At 75.3% G+C, this 20,105-nt stretch carries 18 protein-coding genes; 8 read left to right on the top strand and 10 right to left on the bottom strand.

Features of this window, described 5'->3' with window-relative positions; genetic code table 11:
• The first annotated feature begins 53 nt into the window (after window positions 1-53).
• Complete coding sequence (locus tag ACIWVC_RS03485) at window positions 54-2,126, top strand: phosphatase PAP2 family protein (RefSeq protein WP_396453786.1); 2,073 nt, start codon at window positions 54-56, stop codon at window positions 2,124-2,126.
• On the top strand, window positions 2,126-3,016 hold the full coding sequence (locus ACIWVC_RS03480; RefSeq protein ID WP_396449100.1) for a DMT family transporter: 891 nt from the start codon (window positions 2,126-2,128) through the stop codon (window positions 3,014-3,016). Before ACIWVC_RS03485 ends, ACIWVC_RS03480 begins: the two co-directional genes overlap by 1 nt.
• Window positions 3,017-3,137: 121 nt before the next feature.
• Here ACIWVC_RS03480 and ACIWVC_RS03475 read toward each other — a convergent pair whose 3' ends face one another.
• The 7 genes from ACIWVC_RS03475 to ACIWVC_RS03445 form a co-directional block, all read right to left on the bottom strand.
• A complete protein-coding gene (locus ACIWVC_RS03475) occupies window positions 3,138-4,319 on the bottom strand; it encodes a PucR family transcriptional regulator (RefSeq protein WP_396449101.1) in 1,182 nt (393 codons plus the stop codon).
• Between the two features lie 98 nt (window positions 4,320-4,417).
• Window positions 4,418-5,713, bottom strand: a complete 1,296-nt coding sequence (locus ACIWVC_RS03470) for an acyltransferase family protein (protein ID WP_396449102.1) — start codon at window positions 5,711-5,713, stop codon at window positions 4,418-4,420.
• Window positions 5,714-5,912: 199 nt separating this feature from the next.
• Window positions 5,913-6,689, bottom strand: a complete 777-nt coding sequence (locus ACIWVC_RS03465) for an SAM-dependent methyltransferase (RefSeq protein ID WP_396449113.1) — start codon at window positions 6,687-6,689, stop codon at window positions 5,913-5,915.
• Between the two features lie 317 nt (window positions 6,690-7,006).
• The gene (locus ACIWVC_RS03460) at window positions 7,007-7,642 is read right to left on the bottom strand and encodes a GNAT family N-acetyltransferase (protein ID WP_396449103.1); all 636 of its coding nucleotides are present in this window, start codon (window positions 7,640-7,642) and stop codon (window positions 7,007-7,009) included.
• Between the two features lie 80 nt (window positions 7,643-7,722).
• On the bottom strand, window positions 7,723-8,166 hold the full coding sequence (locus ACIWVC_RS03455) for a hypothetical protein (protein ID WP_396453785.1): 444 nt from the start codon (window positions 8,164-8,166) through the stop codon (window positions 7,723-7,725).
• 100 nt (window positions 8,167-8,266) lie between these two features.
• Complete coding sequence (locus tag ACIWVC_RS03450) at window positions 8,267-9,214, bottom strand: anti-sigma factor RsbA family regulatory protein (protein WP_396449105.1); 948 nt, start codon at window positions 9,212-9,214, stop codon at window positions 8,267-8,269.
• Window positions 9,215-9,422: 208 nt separating this feature from the next.
• Complete coding sequence (locus tag ACIWVC_RS03445) at window positions 9,423-10,505, bottom strand: glutamate--cysteine ligase (RefSeq protein ID WP_396449114.1); 1,083 nt, start codon at window positions 10,503-10,505, stop codon at window positions 9,423-9,425.
• Window positions 10,506-10,710: 205 nt separating this feature from the next.
• Between ACIWVC_RS03445 and ACIWVC_RS03440 the strand changes: the two genes are divergently transcribed.
• On the top strand, window positions 10,711-10,839 hold the full coding sequence (locus ACIWVC_RS03440; RefSeq protein WP_255205683.1) for a hypothetical protein: 129 nt from the start codon (window positions 10,711-10,713) through the stop codon (window positions 10,837-10,839).
• A gap of 51 nt (window positions 10,840-10,890) precedes the next feature.
• Here ACIWVC_RS03440 and ACIWVC_RS03435 read toward each other — a convergent pair whose 3' ends face one another.
• The 3 genes from ACIWVC_RS03435 to ACIWVC_RS03425 form a co-directional block, all read right to left on the bottom strand.
• Window positions 10,891-11,079 (bottom strand): hypothetical protein, encoded by a 189-nt coding sequence (locus tag ACIWVC_RS03435; RefSeq protein ID WP_396449106.1) that lies wholly within the window; start codon window positions 11,077-11,079, stop codon window positions 10,891-10,893.
• Window positions 11,080-11,091: 12 nt separating this feature from the next.
• Window positions 11,092-11,301 carry an HGxxPAAW family protein gene (locus ACIWVC_RS03430; RefSeq protein ID WP_396449107.1) on the bottom strand — a complete coding sequence of 70 codons (210 nt, stop codon included), beginning with the start codon at window positions 11,299-11,301 and terminating at the stop codon, window positions 11,092-11,094.
• A gap of 127 nt (window positions 11,302-11,428) precedes the next feature.
• Entirely contained in the window at window positions 11,429-12,607 is a 1,179-nt protein-coding gene (locus ACIWVC_RS03425; RefSeq protein WP_396449108.1) for an acyl-CoA dehydrogenase family protein, read from the bottom strand.
• A 133-nt stretch (window positions 12,608-12,740) separates the two neighbouring features.
• Between ACIWVC_RS03425 and ACIWVC_RS03420 the strand changes: the two genes are divergently transcribed.
• From ACIWVC_RS03420 to ACIWVC_RS03400, 5 genes are all read left to right on the top strand, one after another.
• Window positions 12,741-14,564 (top strand): methylmalonyl-CoA mutase family protein, encoded by a 1,824-nt coding sequence (locus ACIWVC_RS03420; RefSeq protein ID WP_396449109.1) that lies wholly within the window; start codon window positions 12,741-12,743, stop codon window positions 14,562-14,564.
• Window positions 14,561-16,774 (top strand): methylmalonyl-CoA mutase, encoded by a 2,214-nt coding sequence (gene scpA / locus ACIWVC_RS03415; RefSeq protein WP_396453783.1) that lies wholly within the window; start codon window positions 14,561-14,563, stop codon window positions 16,772-16,774. The genes ACIWVC_RS03420 and scpA overlap by 4 nt, the downstream gene beginning before the upstream one ends.
• Window positions 16,771-17,754 carry a methylmalonyl Co-A mutase-associated GTPase MeaB gene (gene meaB, locus ACIWVC_RS03410; RefSeq protein ID WP_396449073.1) on the top strand — a complete coding sequence of 328 codons (984 nt, stop codon included), beginning with the start codon at window positions 16,771-16,773 and terminating at the stop codon, window positions 17,752-17,754. The genes scpA and meaB overlap by 4 nt, the downstream gene beginning before the upstream one ends.
• Before the next feature lie 55 nt (window positions 17,755-17,809).
• Window positions 17,810-18,784, top strand: a complete 975-nt coding sequence (locus tag ACIWVC_RS03405) for a GNAT family N-acetyltransferase (RefSeq protein WP_396449072.1) — start codon at window positions 17,810-17,812, stop codon at window positions 18,782-18,784.
• A gap of 168 nt (window positions 18,785-18,952) precedes the next feature.
• Entirely contained in the window at window positions 18,953-19,855 is a 903-nt protein-coding gene (locus ACIWVC_RS03400) for a hypothetical protein (RefSeq protein ID WP_396453782.1), read from the top strand.
• Window positions 19,856-20,105 lie beyond the last annotated feature (250 nt).

Genomic DNA, 20,105 nt, shown 5'->3' with positions numbered 1-20,105 from the left:
GGTGGAGCGATGCACGAGGCGGGAGAGGCGCCGTGATACGGGGCGGGTCGGCCGTGTCCGAGACGGGGGACGAGGACGGGGGGCGGGCGGGGTCGGCCGCGCGGGAGATCGTCACCGCGCTGGCCGTCCTGGTCGTGTACCTGGTGTTCACCCACGCGTTCAGCGGGGACCGGGCGGCCAGCGACGCGCACGGGCGGGCCCTGCTGGACTTCGAGCGGTGGGCCGGCCTCGACGTCGAGCGCCCGGCGAACGAGCTGCTCGTCCGGCACGGATGGCTGGGCGCGGCGGCCGCGTGGGAGTACGCGACGACGTACGTGATCGGCACCTTCGGGTTCCTGATCTGGCTGTGGTGGCGGCGGAACCCGGCCTACGAGTGGGCGCGGAACACGCTGATCCTGGTGACGCTGATCGCGATCTGCTGCTTCGCGGTCTGGCCCACGACGCCGCCGCGGCTGCTGCCGGGGGAGGGCTTCACCGATGTCATCGCGATGCACCACCCGCCGGCGACCTGGGGCAGCGAGGTCGTGTCCGCGGGCGCCAACCCCTACGCGGCCATGCCGAGCCTGCACATCGGGTGGGTCGCCTGGATCGGGGCGGCCGCCGTCCGGGCCCGCTGCCGCCCGTGGTTCGCCTGGCTGTGCGCCCTGCACCTGGTGGTGACCGGGCTGGTGATCGTCGCGACCGCCGCCCACTACGTCGTGGACATCCCCGGCGGGCTGCTGCTCATCCCGGCCGCGGCGGTCGCCGAGCGGGCGCGGGCCGGGCTGGTGCGCGGGCGCCGGCCGGCGGAGCCCGCGCGCCCCGGCAGGGAGCAGCGGATCGCCGCCGCCGACGCCTTCTTCCTGTACGTCGAGAGCCGCGATGTCCCGCAGGTGGTGGGCGGGGTCGCCGAGTTCGCCGGGCCCGGGCCGTCGGCCGAGCGGGTGCGCGCCCTGTTCGCCGAGCGGCTGCCCCGGCTGCCGCGGCTCACCCAGCGGGTCCGGCCCGGCGGCGCGTTCCGGCGGCCGCGCTGGGTGGAGGCCGGCGCCGTGGACCTGCGCCGGCACGTCCTGGAGGTGGACCTGCCGGCGGCCGGCGGGCGGCGCGCGCTGGACGCCCTCGTCGCCCGCCTCATCGCCGAACCGCTGGACCCCGGCCTCCCGCTGTGGCGGTTCTTCCTCGTCCGCCGCGGCCCCGCCGGTCCGGACGCCGTCGTGGTCCTGTTCCACCACGCCATCGCCGACGGGATCGGCGTCGTCGACATCCTGCGCGGGATCCTGGACCCCGCGCTCCCGGAGGCCGGCCCGGTGCGCGGCCCGGGCGGGCTGCGGCGCGCCGCCGCCGTCCTGCCCGGCCTGGTCCAGCTCGGCCTCGACGGCGCGGCCCGGACCGTGTCCGTCACCGGGGCGCTCGGCCCCGAGCGCGTCTTCGGCACCGCCACGCTGCCGCTCGACCGGGTCCGCGCGGTCGCCCGCGCCGGCGGGGCCCGGGTCACCGACGTGCTGCTCGCCCTGGTCGGCGAGGTCGTCGCGGACGTGCTGGAGGAGCGCGGCGAGCCGGCGGACGGCCGGCCGCTGCGCGCCGCCGTCCCGATGACGCTGCGCGCCCCCGAGCCGCCCGGCCGGGGCCGCACCGCCGTGCCCGGCAACCTGACCGCCGCGCTGCGGCTGGACGTGCCGGTCGGCCCGATGCCCGTCCGCGACCGGCTCGCGGCCGTGCACGCGGCGGCCGAGCGGCGCCGCCGGTCCGGCCGGGCGGTCGCCAGCACCGCCGCGATGCGGCTCATGGGCGCGCTGCCGCCGCCGCTGCACGCCCGCGTCGCCCGCGCCACCTACCGCGCGAGGTTCTTCGGTGGGATCGTTTCCAACATGCCGGGACCGCCGCTGCCGATGTCGCTCGCGGGCGCGCGGCTCGCGGACGTCCACCCGGTCCTGCCGCTCGCGGACGGCGTGCCGTTCGCCGTGGGCGCGCTCAGCTGGGACGGCGACCTGCACATCTCGGTGACCGCCGAGCCGGCGGTGCTCCCGGAGGGCGCCGCGTTCCCGGACGGGCTGCTGCGGGCGTTCGAGCGGCTGGCCGCCGCCGTCCGCGCGGACAGCGGTGCGGGCAGCGGCGCCGGCAGCGGGGCGCAGAGCGGGACGGTCTGATGGCGTGGTCCGTGGGCTTCGCCCTGCTCGCGGCGTTCCTGTTCGCCGCCGCGGCCGCGCTGCAGTACCGGGCCGCCCGGCGGGCGGTGCACGGCGGTTCGGACGCCGGCGCCGCGCAGGGGCTCATCCGGCGGCTGGTCCGCGACCCGGTGTGGCTGACCGGGTGGGGCGTGAACCTGGCCGGGTTCTGCACGCAGGCGATCGCGCTGCACTTCGGCTCGACCGCGATCGTCCAGCCGCTCCTGGTCAGCCAGCTGGTCTTCACCATCGCGCTCGGCACGGTCGGCACGGGGCGCCGCCCCGCGCGGATGGACCTGCTCGGCGGGGCGGCCGTGTCGGCGGGCCTCGCCGTGCTGTTCACAGTGCCGGGCGCGATCCCCCCGGAGGGCGAGCCGTCCCGCCCCCGGATCATCCTCGCCGGCCTGATCGCGGCGCCGCTCGTCGTCGTGCTGTCCCGCGCCGCGTGGCTGCGCGCCGGGCCGGTGCGGGCCGCGCTGCTCGGCGTCTGCGCGGGCCTGTTCTTCGCGGCCACCGCCGTGCTGATCAAGCTCACCACGGCCGACCTCGTCGACCGCGGCGTCGCGGCCACCGCGGTCGACTGGCCGGGCTACGCGCTCGCGGGCAGCACGCTGCTCGGGCTCATCCTGGAGCAGCGGGCGTTCGCCGCCGGGTCGCTGCCCGCCGCGATGACCGCGATGACGATGACCAACCCGATCGCCTCGTACCTGGTGGCCGCCTTCGCCTTCGAGACGCTGCCGCCCCGGACCGCCGCGGCGTTCACCGCCGTCTCGTTCAGCGCCGTGCTGCTCACCAGCGGGGTCGCGCTGCTCTCCCGGTCCGCGCACGCCGCGCGCGGACATGACGATCCCCACGCCGTCCCGTCGTTGTGAGGCGCTCGATGCGCCCGCCCGCCGCTTCGGCACCGTGGACGCTATCCGCGCTCGCCGCCCGCGTCGCCGTCCACCTCTGACGGCGCCCAGGGGGCAGGCGGCGGGGGGCAGGCGGCGGGGGTCAGGCGGTGCGGGCTTCGGCGCGGCCGGTGCGGACCAGCCAGCTGAGCATCAGCATGACGTCGAGCCGGCCGTCCAGGTCGGAGAACCGCCCGCCGGTCAGCTCGGCGATGCGGCGCAGCCGGTACCGGACGGTCTGCTCGTGGATGTGCAGCCGCTCCGCCGCGATCACCGCGTTGTCGCCGCACTCCAGGTAGGTCAGCAGCGTCTCGGCGAGCGGCTGCCGGCGCGCCGGCGCCAGCTCCAGCAGCGGCCCGAGGACGGTCCCGGCGGTCGCGCCGACAAGCTCGTCCGCGGCGTGTACGGCGAGCGCCGCGATGTGGTCGACGCACCGGACGGGGCCGTCGCACGGCAGCAGGCCCCGCTCGGCCAGCGTCAGCGCGTGCCGGGCCCAGCGCAGCGACACGGCCCCCCGCCCTACCGGCACGGTCGGGCCGAGCGCGGCGGTGCCGAGCCTGCGCAGCACCGGCCACAGCCGGTCCTGGCCGGGGCCCTCCGGGTCGGGCACCACGAGGAACGGGACCGGCGCGTCCCAGTCGGCGAGCACGGCGGGCGGCAGGATCCGCGCGCCGGGCGGCGCGCCGGCCGGCAGCGCGACCAGGGCGATGCTCTTCGGCAGCTCCCAGCGGGCCGCGACCGCCAGCTCGGCGATCGCCCCGGCCGCGGGCGGCGGCTCGGCGACCAGCAGGTCCCGCAGCCGATCGCGGCGCCGCTCCCGCTCGGTCGCCAGCTGCCCCTGCTGGCGGGCGTAGCCCTGCGCGGCGGCGTCGGCGACCCGCGCCAGCAGCATGAACAGCGAGTCGGTCAGCCGGCTGAGCGTCTCCCGCGACCAGCCGAGCCGGTAGGCGTCCTTGATGAACCGCCGGCAGGCGACCTGGCTGCTCACCCGCATCGCGTTCTGCAGCGCGGCGAGGCTGCGGCCCTGCCGGGCCTCCTCCTCGCCGAGCCGCATGTACAGCTCGGTCAGCTTGCGCGCGTCGGCGTTCGGGTGGTCGACGGAGTCGACGAAGAACGCGACGGTGTCGCCGACCGCGCGCTCCACCCGCCGGGCGTACTCGCCGCCGTCGTCGCCCGCGTACTCGGGGACCTGGTCGCGGATCTCCCGCTCCATCTCCTCGACGGCGGCCTGGAGGTGCTGCCGCAGCATCTCCGGCAGCTCGGCCGGCATCGGCCCCTGTGTCATCCGGTGTCCGTTCGCGCGTTCGGGGACGAATCCGCCTCACCATAGGCAAAGAAGGGAGCGCTGTCACCACTCGCCCCCCGCCCGCCGCGGGGCCGCGGTCAGGGCCGCGCGGGCTGCGGCGCGGCGGCCGGAGCGCCGGGGCGCCGCGCCGTCAGGCGGCGCCCGAGGCGCTGCGCCGGTCGTTCGACGTACCGGTGCGTGAGGGCCGCGGACACCAGGACGCCCGCGACCAGGACGGCGCCCCACGCCGCCCGGACGGGGACGGGCAGCCCCCAGGTGTCCTGCCCCGCCGCGTACCAGACCACCTGGACGACCAGCGGGTGCAGCAGGTAGACGGAGTAGCTGACCAGCCCCGACCACACCAGGAACCGGGGCATGCGGCGGTGCCGGAGCGCGAGGCCGGCGAGGAAGGTCAGCCACGCGGCGGCCACGGCGATGGACCAGTCCCGCCCGAGCGGGTTCGGGTTGGCGTACAGCGCCCAGGACGTCGGGGTGCGCATGCCGGCCACGATCGACAGGACCGGCACGACGGCGACCATCGCCATGGCCGGGCGGCGGGGGAGCCGCCCCTCCTGGATCGCGCGGACCGCCGTCCCGGCGAACATGGTGGCGATGATGCACAGGCTCTCGATCGCGCCGATCCGGCTGTTGAACAGGACCAGCGTGAGGGCGAGCGCCGCGACGAGCCCGACCCCGGCCCGGCGCGCCGCGCGCCGGCCGCTGAGCATCGCGGCCAGCCCGCCGGCCAGCAGCAGCGCGGCGGCGAGGATCGTCCCGCCCGGCCACCGGGAGGCCAGCAGCCCGGACGGCAGCGCCACGCCGAGGATCGCCGCGCCCACCCCGAAGCCGAGCGCGACGCGCGCGCTGGAGCGGTGCACGCCGGCGACGAACATCGCGGTGATGAGGAGGTAGAACACCATCTCGTAGGACAGCGTCCAGAGGACATTGACGGCGTTCGGCACGCCCAGCAGGTCCTGCAGCATCGTGAGGTGGGCGAGGGCGGACGCCCAGGGCCGGTCGCCGAGCGCGGCGGGCAGCCCGTAGGTCACCCCGGCCGCGCCGAGCGGCAGCGCCAGCCCCAGCGACACGGCCCAGGCCGGGTACAGCCGGAAGAAGCGCCCGGCCCAGAAGTGCCGGACGTTGCCGCGCCGCTGCAGCGAGAACGGCACGACGTAGCCGCTGACGAGGAAGAACACGAACACCCCGTACCGGCCGAAGTCGAACCAGGGGCTGGCCGTCCGCCGCACCTCGGGGAGCAGCACGTCCAGGGAGTGCTCGAACACCACCACCAGGGCCGCCAGGCCCCGCAACGCGTCCAGCCACCCCATCCGGGAGGCCCGCTCCGCGGGAGAACCGATCTTCGTCTGGACTGAAGGCAGGGTGTTCGTCGGCATCGCAGGCCACCATAGGGGCCGAACCGTTACCGTCTCTAACGGGCGAATGAGATTTCTGTGAGCTAGCGGCCCGGCGGCTGACGCACCGTGACGAGACGGGGACAGCCGCACGACCTGCCGGAGCAGGGGCGCGGGGACCGAAGCGGAAGGCCGCTCCGGCGGTGCCCGTGTGACCAATGACACACCAGGGGCGGACGGTTCAGCGGACGCCGACCACCCCGTACAGGACCGGACACTCGGCGAACGTCCCGCCGGCCAGCGGCACCACACCGGGCGGGAGCGGGCGGAACGGTCCCATCAGGCGCGCCACCTCCGCCCCGCCCCGCGGGTACAGCGGGACGCCGGTCGCCTCCCGGTAGCGCCGCGCGCCCTCGGCGACCGCGGCCGGCGCGAAGTCGGCGGTGAGATGCGAGACGACCAGGGCGCTGCCCGGCGGGGCCGCGGCCGCCAGGGAGGCGACGACGTCGGCGGCGCCGGGCAGGAAGTGCAGCACGGAGGAGAGCACCAGAGCCACCGGCTCCGCCGGGTCGATCAGCCGGCGCACCTCGGGGCTGCCCAGGACCGAGGCCGGGTCGCGGATGTCGGCGCGCAGCGCCGCGACGTTGCCGCCGTCGATCAGCAGCGCGCGGGCGTGGGCGATGACGAGCGGGTCGTGGTCGACGTAGACGACGCGGGTGCCGCCGATGCGGCGGGCGGCCATCTGGTGCAGGTTGTCGGACCGGGGCAGCCCGCAGCCGAGGTCGACGAACTGCCGGACGCCGCGCTCGGCCAGCAGCCGCACCGCGCCGGAGAGGAACGCGCGGGCGGCGTGCGCGGCCTCCGCCGACTGCGGGAGGACCTCCAGGATCCGGTGCGCGAGCCGGCGGTCGCAGGAGTAGTTGTCCTTCCCGCCGAGGAGGTAGTCCTGGACCCGCGCCGACCCCGGCCTGTGCAGGGCGAGCGGGGTCTCCGGCGCCCGTGACCCGGCCATGGTCATGTCGTTCACCTATCGCCTTCCCTGGGGCAGGAGTGCAATGGCTCCCTCCCGACGGTAGGCGGCGCGGCCGGGGGAGGCGCACCGGGGGCCGTCGATCGGCGGCGGGGGCCGGACCCCCGGTGGCCGCATCGGGCCAACCGGGTTTGGCGCCCGCCCGCCGCGGCGCGGACCTCCGGTGACGCGTATCAGGAACGCGGCAGGCGAACGGAGGGTCGCCGCCCGCTCACCGCTCCGTGCGGACACCGGCGCTCAATGGCCGCTTCCGGCCATGACACGGACCTGACCGAAGCGGTCGATCCGTTGTGGAGAGGCCCGGTTCAGGAACCCTGCCCGGGTTCCCGCCACATGAGCCAGACCGGCGGGCAGCCCCGGCCCGGCAGCGCCAGCTCCCGGGTCACCCGGAACCCGAACCGCTCGTAGTAGGGGACGTTCCGCTCCTTCGAGCTTTCGAGGTAGGCGGGCAGCCCCGCGGCGTCGCAGCGGTCCAGCCGGGAGCGCAGCAGCGCGCCGCCGAGGCCGCCGCCCTGCGCCGGCGGGTCGGTGCCGAGCACCGCCAGGTACCAGTGCGGCTCCCGCGGATGGTGCCGCTCGATCTCGCCCAGCGTGCGCAGCGTGATCGGCACCCGGGTGCCGAGGATCCGCAGCAGCGGCAGCGCCTGCGCCGCCTGCAGCCGGACCGGCACCCGCCAGTGGCCGGGCGGGTCCCACAGCGCCGCCGCCTCGGTGCCGCCGTCCCGCCCGGTCGCCTCCGTCGCGCCGTGCCGCAGGTGCACCCGCCGCAGCAGGACGCCGAAAAGCCCGGTCAGCCGGCGCACCCGGGACGCGTCGTCCGGCAGCAGCCAGCGCCAGACCGGGTCGTCGTCGAAGGCGCGGCCGAGGAGCGCCGCGATCGCGTCGGCGTCGGCGTCGGCCGCGGTGCGGACCAGCGGGGACGGCTGCGAGGGGGATGTCATGGCGCGGCCTCCTGGTGGGACGCGCCGATCCTCACCGCGCGGGCGGCCCCGCGTCAAGGAGCCGGATCACACGGGCGGGATCACGTGCAGCGGCGGCGCCGCTCGCGCCACCGGGTCAGCTCCTCCAGGACGAGGGAGACGCCCGCCCCCACCAGCCAGGTGTCCTTGGCGAGCGCGATGCCCTCCTGGGTCGGGCGGAGGCTGCCCTCCTGCCGCATGCCCGGCAGCCGCAGGTAGAGACCGGTCAGCCCGGCGGAGAACGCGGTCAGCGCCGCGCCGGCGAGCAGCGAGGGCACGAACGGCGCCAGCAGCGCGCCGCCGATCGCGACCTCGGCCCTGCCGAGGTTGCGGGTGAAGGTCCGCGCGTCCTGCGACTCCAGGAACGGGTAGGCGGTCTTCGCCATGCCGTGGGTCGCCTCGGCCGACTCGTCCAGGGCCTGGAGCTTCGACAGGCCCGAGTTCAGGACGAAGGCCCCCACCGCCAGCCGGATCGGGATCTGGTGAGGACGAGCAAGAATGCGCATGGTTCCCCATTGAAGATCGGGATGTTCGGGCGCAGGCATCATTCCCGCCGTCCGCCGCCTACACCTGGGCCCGGGTCAAGTCTCGGGCTGCCGGGGCCGCCTACTTGCGCAGGTAGACGCGGGTCGTGGTGCCGTCCGGGCCGGTGTGGACGCGGACGAGGTCGGCGAGGTGGTGGACCAGCAGGATGCCGCGCCCGCCGTACGGGCTCATCCTCGCGGGGAGCCGGCCGGCGAGCGGGTCGGTGATCGTCCCGGCGTCGCGGATCTCCCCGACGACCTGGCCGTCCTCGGACCAGAACCGGAGGGTGCCGGCCCCGCCGCCGTGCAGGCAGGAGTTGGCGGCCAGCTCGCTCACGGCGAGCTCCATGTCCCCCGCGGCGTCGCCGTCCAGGCCGAAGTGCGCCGCCCAGCGGCACGCGAACTCGCGGACGAGGGGGAGCGCGTCCAGGTCGAAGCTCATCGAGACCGCGCCCGCCGGTTCGGGCAGCGGCCGGTTGTAGGCGCGGATCACCCGGTGGGGCGCGTAGTCGGCGCTGGCCCGCTCGCCGTCCCGGTCGATCACGACCGGGTGGGTGGCGCGCGCGTCGGCGAGCGCGACGGCGTCCAGCCCGGTCTCGTCGTAGGGGCACAGGATCGACGCGCCGCGGCCGGCGAACGCCAGGTTGATCAGCGCCTCGTGCTGGGCGCACGCGGGGTACTCGGCGGCGGTGCGGCCGGGCCAGATCGGCTCGCCGATGATCCGCACCCGCGCGCCGGCGTGCCGGTCGGCGAAGTCGCGCAGGACGCCGGGGATGATCCGGCCGGGGTTGCGTCCCGCCTCGGCCATGTCGAGCCAGGCGACCTCGCGGGACGTCTCGCCCAGCGCGTCGCGCAGCAGCCCCAGGCGCGGGGCCGGGACCGCGACGGCGACCGGTTCGCCCGCCGCGCGCCCGCCGCGGACGAACGGGACGGTGCCGGCGAGGTACTCCGCGTCGTCCCGGTAGAAGAGGGCGGGGTGGTGGAACGGCCCCCGTGTCGTCACGCCCGGTGCGCCGGGCCCGGGACTCATCGTGAGGTCGCTCCGTCCGAACTCGCTGTGCGCACCCGCATCGGTCGAGGGTACGCGCCCGCGGGGCGGCCGTGCCGCCGGCCATGGCCCCGCGGTCCCCCGGATGCCGCCGGTGACCGGTCCAGACCCAGAGGTACCCGCGGCTGACCGGGGAAAACGGGCGAAATGTGCAAAGTTTGCTTTCCGAACCGGCGGGAGGCCGGGCGGCTCAGCGGTCCGGCAGCAGCGCGGCGTCGACCACGTCGGCCAGCCGGCCGCGCCTGCGGTAGGCGGCGCGCTGCCGCTCGGCCCCCGTCCCGCCGGTGAGCAGCCGCCGGACGCCGCGGGTGACGAAGCCGGCGTCGCCGGCGTCGCCGAGCGCGGGCAGCGCGTGCGCCAGCAGGTCGCCGGCCAGTTCCCGGAAGCCCGCCGGGCGGCCGGTGCGCAGGTCCACGCCCCGGCCCGCGAGCCCGTCCCGGGCCGCCAGCCAGTACGCGGCGCGCAGCATCTCCTGCGGCGGGTCGGGCGCCGGCTCCCCGGCGTCCACCGCGCGGGACGACACCCGCACCAGCGCCCGCACCAGCGCGGCGAGGACGGCCGCGTCGCCGGCGGTGGGCGCGACGTCGGCGAGCCGGACCTCCACCGTGGGCAGCCGCGCCGACGGCCGGACGTCCCAGAAGATCGTGCCGGTGTCCATGAGCGCGCCGCAGCCGAGCAGCGTCCCGACGAGGTCGTCGTAGTGGGCGGCCGACGCGAAGAACGGCGGCGGGCCCGCCACCGGCCACCGCGCCCACGCCATCGCGCGCCAGCAGGCGTGCCCGGTGTCGCGCCCCGCCCAGTACGGGGAGTTCGCCGTCAGCGCGAGCAGCACCGGCAGCCACGGCCGCAGGTGGTTGCCGACCTGGACGGCGTGCTCCCGGTCGGGCATCTCGACGTGGACGTGGCACGAGCAGATGCTCTGCTCGTCGTCCAGGGCCCGGTAGACCGCGAGGCTCTCGGCGTAGCGGGGACCGGTGCCGATCGGGGCGGGCACCACCTCGCCCAGCACGGGCGTGCCCGTGGCCGCGAGCCGGACGCCCTCCGCCGCGGCGGCGGCCGCCATCGCCGCCCGCATCGCCCGGATCTGCTCGCGGAGCTTGTCGAGGTCGTCGCACGGCGAGGTCTTCGCCTCGGCGAGGAACGCGACCAGCTCCGTGGAGGCCCGCTCGCCCAGCGCCGCGCCCGCCCGCCGCACGACGGCGGGGGCGCGGGGGACGACCTCCCGGGAGACGGGATCGACGACGAAGTACTCTTCCTCGACTCCGAATCGCAGGGTCGTCCACCACCTCGGGTTCGGGCGACGCGGCGGGCGGAGTCCGCCTCGCCGTTCCCCTCGACGGTACGTGGCCGCCGCCGCGAGCGCATCTGCCGGTCCGCCCGTAAACGGCGGTAAGGGATCTTCTTGACGTTCTTTTGACCCGCCGCCCGGCGGGCAGAGTCCCGGGAGGAGAGGCGGACGTGGGAACGAGGTGGCCCCCATGACCGGATCGACCGTCGTCGGCGTGCTCGTCCTGCTGCTCGCCGTCGCCGTCTTCTTCCTGGTGGGGCTGTTCTATCTCGGGGACAAGCGGAAGGGCCCGCCCAACGGCTCGGACAGGGGCCGTTGAGGCGGACCCTCGGCGCCTCCGGGTGGACGCGGCGCACGCGTCCCGGCGGTGCTAGCGGCCGGGGCCGGCGTCCACGAAGTACATGCACAGGGCGATGACGTGGGTGACCACGACCACGCCCATGCTGACGAAGAACAGCATCTTCGCCGGGGCGTGCGGGAAGACCCTCCCCGGCGTCAGATCGCCCCGCTCGCGGAGCCGCTCGGCGATCCGCTCCTCGATGGGAGGACGGCCGAACACCGCCGCCGCCCTCTAGGCCCGCGGGTCGTCGACGATGACGTCCGTCATGATGTCGACGGCCAGCGCGACGATTCCGCCGATCGCGATCAGCGCGGCGCCCACCCCGAAGACGGTCCAGTTCGGGCCGAGGGTGAGGCCGACGCCGCCGACGACGAAGCCGGCGAAGATGATGGTCACGGCGACCCAGGACTTCGGGCGCCCGGCGTGGCTGCCAGTCGACATGTGGTGGTCTACCTCTGCGCGGTTCCGGTGGGGCTGTACGAGGCCGAACTCTAGCAACGCCCCTAGACAGAGGGCTCTCCGGGGTGCCCCGCGGACCGTCCCGGGGATCTTCCGGGCGGGGGAGGCGTCAGACGAACGCTCCCATTCCGGTCGCCGCGCGGCCGACGATCAGCGTGTTGATCTCCCGCGTGCCCTCGTAGGAGTACAGCGCCTCGGAGTCGGCGACGAAGCGGCCGATGCCGTAGTCGAGGACGATCCCGTTGCCCGCCATCAGCTCGCGCGCCCAGCCGACGACCTCCCGCATCCGGGTGGTGCAGTACGCCTTGGCGAGCGCCGAGTGCTCGTCGCGGTACAGGCCGCCGTCCTGGAGCTGGGCCAGCCGCACCACCATGCCGAGGCAGGCGGTCGCGTTGCCCAGCATCTTGACCAGCAGGTCCTGCACGAGCTGGAACTTCGCGATCGGCCGCCCGAACTGCCGCCGCTCCACCGCGTAGTCGCGGGCGATCTCGTACGCGGCCAGCATCACGCCGACGGCCTGCCAGGCGACGCCGCTGCGGGTCCGGCGCAGGATCGCGGCGGTGTCCTTGAAGCCGTTCGCCCCGGCGAGGCGGTCCGCTTCGGGGACGCGGCAGTCCCGCAGCTCGATGTCGGCGTTCTGGACGGTCCGCAGCGCGATCTTGTGCTCGATCGGGGTGGCGGTGAAACCGGGCGTGCCCTTGGCGACGACGAACCCCTTGACCTGGTCGTCCGCCTCGTCCCGCGCCCACACGACGGTGCAGTCGGCGAACGTGGCGTTGCCGATCCAGCGCTTGGCGCCGTTCAGCACCCAGTGGTCTCCGTCGCGGCGCGCGGTGGTGCGCAGGCCGAGCGCGACGTCCGACCCGCCCTCCGGCTCGGTGAGCGCGAACGCGCCGATCTTCTCCATCCGCCCCATCGCGGGCAGCCACCGCTCGCGCTGCTCCGGCGAGCCGCACCGGCCGATGCTGCCCATCGCGAGGCCGGTGTGCACGCCGAAGAACGTCGCCATGGACGGGTCGACGCGCGCCATGTCCATCGCCAGGAAGCCGGTCAGCAGGCTGCTCGGCTTCTCCCCGGGGCACTCGTCGTGGGCGAGCCCGGCGATGCCGAGCTCCCCGTACTGCGGGATCAGGTGGAACGGGAACTCGGCGCGCCCCCAGCAGTCGTTCGCGATCGGCGCGACCTTCGACTCCAGGAAGCCGCGCACCCGCTCGACGATCTCCTTCTCGCGCTCGTCGAGGAGTTCCTGCATGTGGTAGAGGTCGCCGGGGAGCGGATCCAAGGCCATGGGGCTGCTCTTCCCGGACGCCGCGCCGCTAACCGGCGGACGGGCCGCCCGCCGCGCGTTCCGGACGGCGCGCGTTCTGTCCAGTGGGACCCGCTTCAGGGCGGCTTTCGGTCGCTCACCTACGATCCAGGGCATGACGGTGCCGCCTGAGGAACTCGAACTGGCCGCCGCCTTCCCCCCGGCCGAGCGCGACCGGTGGCGGGAGATGGTGAAGGGGGTGCTGCGCAAGTCCGGCGCGGCGACCGACGACACCCCCCTTGAGGAGATCGAGGGTCTGCTGACCCGCACGTCGTACGACGGGGTGCCGATCGCGGCGCTCTACACCCGCGACGACGCCCCGCCGGGCCGTCCCGGCCTCGCCCCCTGCGTCCGCGAGGTCCGCCCGGACGGGGAGGGCATCGCCGGATGGGACGTCCGGCAGCGGCACGCCCACCCCGACCCCGCCGCCGCCCGCGAGGCGATCCTCGCCGACCTGGAGAACGGCGCCACCTCCGTCTGGCTGCGGCTCGGCGAGGGCGGCCTCCCGGTCGCCGGCCTCGCGGACGCGCTGCGCGGCGTCCTGCTCGACCTCGCACCCGTCGTGCTGGACGCCGGGGCGGCGACGGCCGAGGCGGCGGACGCGTTCCTCGCACTGGTCACCGAACGCGGGAACGCCGCGGACGCGTCGGGGAACCTCGGCGCCGACCCGCTCGGCCTCCAGGCCCGGACCGGCGCCGCCGGGCCGCTCGACGGCGCGGCCGCGCTGGCCGTCCGGTGCGCCCGCGAGTTCCCGGGGCTGCGCGCGGTCACCGCCGACGGCACCCCGTACCACGACGCGGGCGGCGCCGACGCCGAGGAGCTGGGCGCGGCCGCCGCCGCCGGGGTCGCCTACCTGCGCGCCCTCACCGGCGCGGGGCTGAGCGTGGACGAGGCGTTCGGGCAGATCGAGTTCCGCCTCGCCGTCAACGCCGACCAGTTCTCCTCGATCGCCAAGCTCCGCGCGATGCGCCGGCTGTGGACGCGGATCGCCGAGGTCAGCGGCGCCGCGGACGGGACGGCCGCCCGGATCCACGCGGTCACCTCGTCGGCGATGATGACGCGCCGCGACCCGTGGGTGAACATGCTCCGCACCACCATCGCCGCGTTCGCGGCCGGGGTCGGCGGCGCCGACGCGGTCACCGTCCAGCCGTTCGACGCCCGCCTCGGGCTGCCGGACGACTTCGCCCGCCGCATCGCCCGCAACACCCAGACCCTGCTGCTGGAGGAGTCGAGCCTCGCCCGCGTCGTCGACCCGGCCGGCGGCTCCTGGTACGCCGAGAGCCTCACCGAGGGCCTCGCCCGGGCCGCATGGGACTGGTTCACCGAGATCGAGCGGGCCGGCGGCCTCGGCGCCGCTCTGCGCTCCGGCCTCGTCGCCGACCGGATCGCCGCGACCTGGGCGCGGCGGCGCGCGGACATCGCCCGGCGCAAGGCCCCGCTCACCGGCGTCAGCGAGTTCCCCGACCTCGCCGAGAAGCTCCCCGAGCGCGACCCCGCGCCGGCCCCGCCCGGCGGCGGCCTCCCGGTCGTCACGTACGCGCAGGACTTCGAGGCGCTGCGGGACCGCTCCGACGCGCACCTGGACGCGACCGGTGCGCGTCCCAGGGTGTTCCTGGCGACGCTCGGCCCCGCCGCCGTCCACACGGCGCGCGCGTCGTTCGCCGCCAACCTCTTCCAGGCGGGCGGCGTCGAGACGGTCGCCGGGCCGCCCGAGGAGTTCGGGACGTCCGGTACGAGCGTCGCCTGCATCTGCTCCAGCGACCGGCTGTACGAGGAGCGGGCCGCGGACGCCGCGCGGATTCTGCGCGAGGCGGGCGCGGTGAAGGTGTGGCTCGCGGGTAAGGGAACCTACGAGGGGGTCGACGCCAACGTGTACGCCGGATGCGACGCGATCGGGGTCCTGGAGACCACCCTCCGTGATCTGGGAGTGAACGAATGATCCCCGACTTCACCGAGATCGAGCTCGGCGCCGCGCCCCCCGCCGACGAGGCCGCCAAGCGGTGGCGCGCCGCCGTCGCCGACGCCACCGGCAAGGACCCGGAGGCCCAGACCTGGGAGACGCCGGAGGGCATCGGCGTCAAGCCCCTCTACACCGCCGACGACCTGGCCGGGGTCGACTTCCTCGACACCCTCCCGGGCATCCCGCCCTACCTGCGCGGCCCCTACCCGGCGATGTACGCCACCCGGCCGTGGACGATCCGGCAGTACGCCGGCTTCTCCACCGCCGAGGAGTCCAACGCCTTCTACCGGCGCAACCTCGCGGCCGGGCAGAAGGGCCTGTCGGTCGCGTTCGACCTCGCGACCCACCGCGGCTACGACTCCGACCACCCGCGCGTCGCCGGCGACGTCGGCATGGCGGGCGTCGCGATCGACTCCATCTACGACATGCGCCAGCTGTTCGACGGCATCCCGCTCGACCGGATGAGCGTGTCGATGACCATGAACGGCGCCGTCCTGCCCGTCCTGGCCCTCTACATCGCCGCGGCCGAGGAGCAGGGGGTGAAGCCCGAGGCGCTGGCGGGGACCATCCAGAACGACATCCTCAAGGAGTTCATGGTCCGCAACACCTACATCTACCCGCCGCAGCCGTCGATGCGGATCATCTCCGACATCTTCGCGTACACCTCGCAGCGGATGCCGAAGTACAACTCCATCTCGATCTCCGGCTACCACATCCAGGAGGCCGGGGCCACCGCCGACCTGGAGCTGGCCTACACCCTGGCCGACGGCGTCGAGTACATCCGCGCCGGCCGCGAGGCCGGCCTCGACATCGACGCGTTCGCGCCGCGCCTGTCGTTCTTCTGGGCGATCGGCATGAACTTCTTCATGGAGGTCGCCAAGCTCCGCGCCGCGCGGCTGCTGTGGGCGCGGCTCGTGAAGTCGTTCGGGCCGCGGAACCCCAAGTCGCTGTCGCTGCGGACGCACTCGCAGACGTCCGGCTGGTCCCTGACCGCGCAGGACCCGTTCAACAACGTCGCCCGCACCTGCATCGAGGCCATGGCCGCCACGCAGGGCCACACCCAGTCGCTGCACACCAACGCGCTGGACGAGGCCCTGGCCCTGCCGACCGACTTCTCCGCCCGCATCGCGCGCAACACGCAGCTCGTCCTGCAGCAGGAGTCGGGGACGACCCGGACCATCGACCCGTGGGGCGGCAGCGCCTACGTCGAGCGGCTCACCTACGATCTCGCCCGCCGCGCCTGGGGCCACATCACGGAGGTCGAGCGGGCCGGCGGCATGGCGAAGGCGATCGACGAGGGGCTGCCCAAGCTGCGCATCGAGGAGGCGGCGGCCCGCACGCAGGCCCGCATCGACTCGGGGCGGCAGCCGGTCATCGGGGTGAACAAGTACCGCCCGGACTCCGAGGAGGAGATCGAGGTCCTGAAGGTCGACAACGCCGCCGTCCGGGCCCGGCAGATCGAGAAGCTGCGCCGCCTGCGCGAGGAGCGCGACGAGGCCGCGACCCGGTCCGCGCTGGAGGCGCTGACCCGCGCCGCCGAGGCCGCCCAGAACGGCACCCGCGAGCCCGGCCTGGAGCAGAACCTGCTCGCGCTCGCCATCGGCGCCGCCCGCGCCAAGGCCACCGTCGGGGAGATCTCCGACGCGCTGGAGCGGGCGTTCGGGCGGCACGCGGCGCAGATCCGTACGATCTCCGGTGTGTACCGGGAGGAGGCGGGACAGGTGGCCGCCGTCGAGAGGGCGCGCGCCGCGACCGCCGCGTTCGAGGAGGCCGAGGGGCGCCGCCCACGCATCCTCGTCGCCAAGATGGGCCAGGACGGCCACGACCGCGGCCAGAAGGTGATCGCGACCGGGTTCGCCGACCTCGGCTTCGACGTCGACGTGGGCCCGCTGTTCCAGACCCCGGCGGAGGTCGCCCGGCAGGCCGTCGAGGCCGACGTGCACATCGTCGGCGTCAACTCCCTCGCCGCCGGCCACCTGACGCTGGTGCCCGCGCTGCGCGAGGAGCTCGCCGCGCTCGGCCGCGACGACATCATGATCGTCGTGGGCGGGGTCGTCCCGCCGCAGGACTTCGACGAGCTGCGCGCGGCCGGCGCCTCGGCGATCTTCCCGCCCGGCACCGTCCTCGCGGACGCCGCGATCGGCCTCCTGGACGAGCTGACCGCGCGGCTGGGGCACGCCGCCAAGTGAGGCCGGGGCTCGACGACTACGCCACCGGGGTGCGGGAGGGGTCGCGCGCGTGGATCGCCCGGGCGATCACGCTCGTCGAGTCGACCCGCCCCGACCACCGGGAGCTGGCGCAGAAGCTGCTGGTCGAGCTGACCCCGCACACCGGGAACGCCCGCCGCGTCGGGATCACCGGTGTGCCGGGCGTCGGCAAGTCGACCTTCATCGACGCGCTGGGCACCCGCCTGACCGGCGAGGGGCACAAGGTCGCGGTGCTCGCCGTCGACCCGTCCTCCACCCGGACGGGCGGCAGCATCCTCGGCGACAAGACCCGGATGCGGCGCCTCGCGGCCGACCCGAACGCGTTCATCCGCCCCTCGCCCACCGCGGGCACGCTCGGCGGCGTCGCCAAGGCCACCCGCGAGGCCATGGTGGTCATGGAGGCGGCCGGCTACGACATCGTCCTCGTCGAGACCGTCGGCGTCGGCCAGTCGGAGACCGCGGTCGCCGAGATGGTCGACTCCTTCCTGTTCCTCACCCTCGCCCGCACCGGCGACCAGCTCCAGGGCATCAAGAAGGGCGTCCTCGAACTCGCCGACGTCATCGCGGTCAACAAGGCCGACGGCGAGCACAAGATGGAGGCCAGGCGGGCGGCCCGCGAGCTGTCGGGGGCGCTGCGGCTGCTGCGCGGCGACGAGCGCGTCCGCGACACCCCCGTCCTCACCTGCAGCGCCCGCGAGGGCACCGGGCTGGACGAGGTCTGGGACAAGATCGTCGAGCATCAGGAGCGGATGCGCGAGTCCGGTGAGCTGGAGAAGCGGCGCCGCCGCCGGCAGGTCGGCTGGACGTGGGCGATGGTGCACGACCGGCTGCTCGGCGAGCTGCACGCCCACCCGGACGTCCGCGCGCTGGCGCCGTCGCTGGAGCGGCAGGTCGCGGACGGGACGCTCACCCCGGCGCTCGCCGCCGACCGCATCCTGGCCGCGTTCACCCGGGAGCGCTGAGCCCGGTTCCCGGCATGCCCGGTCGCGGCGGGCCGCCATCCGGTACAAAAGTCGGATGGACGTCATCGCGCTCGACGCTCCGACGGACGCGCAGATCCGCGCGTGGCACGAGGTGCTCGCCGCCGTCCACGCCGCCGACCCGGCCGGGGAGCCCGCCCCCGACCCGGACGGCGCGGCGCGCCGGCTGCTGTCCGCCGAGCCCGGCGCGCGGCAGCGCCACTGGGCGGTCGCGGACGGCGGCCGGATGGTCGCGGTCGCGTCCCTCCGGCTCGCCGGCGAGCCCGGCACCGCCCGCCCCGGCGAGGTCGACGTGCAGGTCCATCCGCGGCACCGCCGCCGCGGCCACGGCCGCCGCCTCCTCGCGGCCGCCGCCGAGGGGCTGCGCGCCGACGGGCGCACCAGCGTGATCGCGCAGGTCCTCGCGGGAACCCCCGCGGTGCCCTTCCTGGAGTCGCAGGGGTTCGAGTGCGTCCTCACCCTGCGCGGCATGCTCCTGCGCCTGGACGAGGTCCCGCCCGGACGCATCGAGCGCCTGCTGGCCGAGGCGCCCGCCGGGTACGAGCTCGTCCGCTGGCGGGGTACGGTCCCGGACGGGCACGCGGCGGCGCTGGCCCGCGCGAAGCACGCCATGGCCGACTTCGCCGAGTACGAGGGGGCCCCCTGGGACGCGCGCCGCGTCCGCGAGATGGCCGAGGTCGTCGCCAAGCGCGGCGACGACCTGTACACGGTGGCCGCGCTGCACGGCGGCGCGATCGCGGGCTTCACCGAGATCGTCGTCCCGCACGACTCGGCGGGCCGCGCCGCCCAGTACGACACGGCCGTCGTCCCCGAGCACCGCGGCCGCCGCATCGGCATCTGGGTGAAGGCCGCGATGCTCGCCTGGCTCACCGCCGAGCGCCCCGACGTCCGCGAAATAGAAACGGACAATTCCGGCGACAATGCCCACATGATCGCCGTCAACGAGGAACTGGGCTTCCGCACCGAACGCGAATCCCTCGAATACCAGGCTCCGGTGACCGCCCTCCCCTGAAGGTCTCTGGCGCGATCCGCTTCGCGGACGGCCCTGGCTGCTCGACGTCGGCGTTCGAGGGCGGCGCGGCGTTTTCCACAGATGCGAGATCCCGAGCGCTCCTGCCCGCCGTGGCCGAGGCTGGGATGCGGCGCCCGTCCGGGCGCGTCTCGACGGGGAGGCGGGGAAATGGGGGAGCGGTTCGTCCTGACGGTGCCCGAGACGGTCACCGCGCGTTTCCTGGTGGCGGCCAGGACACGGCTCGTCCCGGGTACGGACTGCCTGCGGGACGCGGTCGGCGCCCGGGGCGTGGGGCGCTTCGCGGCGACAATGCTGGAATCGTCCCAGCTGACGATAGAGCCGGTAACGGAGATCACCGCGGAACTGAAGGCCCAGTTGCACCGGCTCGGCGGATCCGAAGACCGCCTCCGGGACGTGCTCGGGGCGCCGCGCCACATCACGGTGACCGCGACCAGCGCACCTGCCGACCTGCCCCGCCATGCGCAGGCGGCCCGCCTCACCGCCCGCACCCTGGCCGCGGCCCTGCACGGCACGGCCGCCGACCTCGACACAGGCCAGATCCTCCCGCCCGACAAGGCCCCACCCACCGAACCGGAAGACTTCGCTCTGGGCCGTGACTGGGCACCGGTCTACATCACCCTGGAACCGGAAGACGCCACACGAACCAGAGCCGAGACGGCCGGCCTGCACCGCTTCGGCCTCCCCGAGGTGACGGCGAGGCACGTCCCCTACGCGAACATGCTCACCGCCGCGAACCTGGTCCGAGCCCTGGCCTGGCAGCTGTTCGCCGAGCAGACCGCCCACATCAGGAGAACCGCCACCACCGGACCGCGCGAAATCCGCACCGAAAGACCCGTCCACGAGAACGACGTCCTGCGCTTCTGGGGCGCCCCCGCAAGAGCATCGAGGCCCAGCACGCGCGTCCAACTGGCCTGGACGGACACCCCATGCCCAGGCTGCCCGGCGTCGATCGAGGCCAGGCCGGCAGACCCCGACCACGAAAAATGGTGGGCCGAGTGCGCCGCCGCGATGCCCGAACAAATCCGCACGCCGGACCCCTCCACCCCCTGACCACGGCCATACGCCCCACGGCCGGCCAGCCTGTTCTTCCAGCCGCTGCCGACGCGCCCCTCTGGTGGGTGACCAGCCCGCCCGGAGGAGCGCACATGGTCCCGCGACCTGTCTGAGGCGACGCCTCCGTTCCACGGGCTGCCCGGGCTGCCCGGTGGCCTTGGGAGCCACATCGGCCCGTACGCGTCCTCGAACTCCTCGCCGACTTCCTGGAGATCGGGATCACCGGCCGCCCGAGCCCGGTGGACGA

It is taken from the genome of Actinomadura sp., assembly GCF_044508335.1.
Classification (GTDB): Bacteria; Actinomycetota; Actinomycetes; order Streptosporangiales; family Streptosporangiaceae; genus Spirillospora.
This window is presented reverse-complemented; position numbering and strand designations above follow the sequence as displayed.

What these genes read in the sequence shown, in the direction of transcription:
- ACIWVC_RS03480 (WP_396449100.1), top strand. Translation starts at nt 2,126, where the DNA reads ATGGCGTGGTCCGTGGGCTTCGCCCTGCTCGCGGCGTTCCTGTTCGCC.
- ACIWVC_RS03475 (WP_396449101.1), bottom strand. Translation starts at nt 4,319, where the DNA reads ATGACACAGGGGCCGATGCCGGCCGAGCTGCCGGAGATGCTGCGGCAG.
- ACIWVC_RS03470 (WP_396449102.1), bottom strand. Translation starts at nt 5,713, where the DNA reads ATGCCGACGAACACCCTGCCTTCAGTCCAGACGAAGATCGGTTCTCCC.
- ACIWVC_RS03465 (WP_396449113.1), bottom strand. Translation starts at nt 6,689, where the DNA reads ATGACCATGGCCGGGTCACGGGCGCCGGAGACCCCGCTCGCCCTGCAC.
- ACIWVC_RS03460 (WP_396449103.1), bottom strand. Translation starts at nt 7,642, where the DNA reads ATGACATCCCCCTCGCAGCCGTCCCCGCTGGTCCGCACCGCGGCCGAC.
- ACIWVC_RS03455 (WP_396453785.1), bottom strand. Translation starts at nt 8,166, where the DNA reads ATGCGCATTCTTGCTCGTCCTCACCAGATCCCGATCCGGCTGGCGGTG.
- ACIWVC_RS03450 (WP_396449105.1), bottom strand. Translation starts at nt 9,214, where the DNA reads ATGAGTCCCGGGCCCGGCGCACCGGGCGTGACGACACGGGGGCCGTTC.
- ACIWVC_RS03440 (WP_255205683.1), top strand. Translation starts at nt 10,711, where the DNA reads ATGACCGGATCGACCGTCGTCGGCGTGCTCGTCCTGCTGCTCGCCGTC.
- ACIWVC_RS03430 (WP_396449107.1), bottom strand. Translation starts at nt 11,301, where the DNA reads ATGTCGACTGGCAGCCACGCCGGGCGCCCGAAGTCCTGGGTCGCCGTG.
- ACIWVC_RS03425 (WP_396449108.1), bottom strand. Translation starts at nt 12,607, where the DNA reads ATGGCCTTGGATCCGCTCCCCGGCGACCTCTACCACATGCAGGAACTC.
- ACIWVC_RS03420 (WP_396449109.1), top strand. Translation starts at nt 12,741, where the DNA reads ATGACGGTGCCGCCTGAGGAACTCGAACTGGCCGCCGCCTTCCCCCCG.
- scpA (WP_396453783.1), top strand. Translation starts at nt 14,561, where the DNA reads ATGATCCCCGACTTCACCGAGATCGAGCTCGGCGCCGCGCCCCCCGCC.
- ACIWVC_RS03405 (WP_396449072.1), top strand. Translation starts at nt 17,810, where the DNA reads ATGGACGTCATCGCGCTCGACGCTCCGACGGACGCGCAGATCCGCGCG.
- ACIWVC_RS03400 (WP_396453782.1), top strand. Translation starts at nt 18,953, where the DNA reads ATGGGGGAGCGGTTCGTCCTGACGGTGCCCGAGACGGTCACCGCGCGT.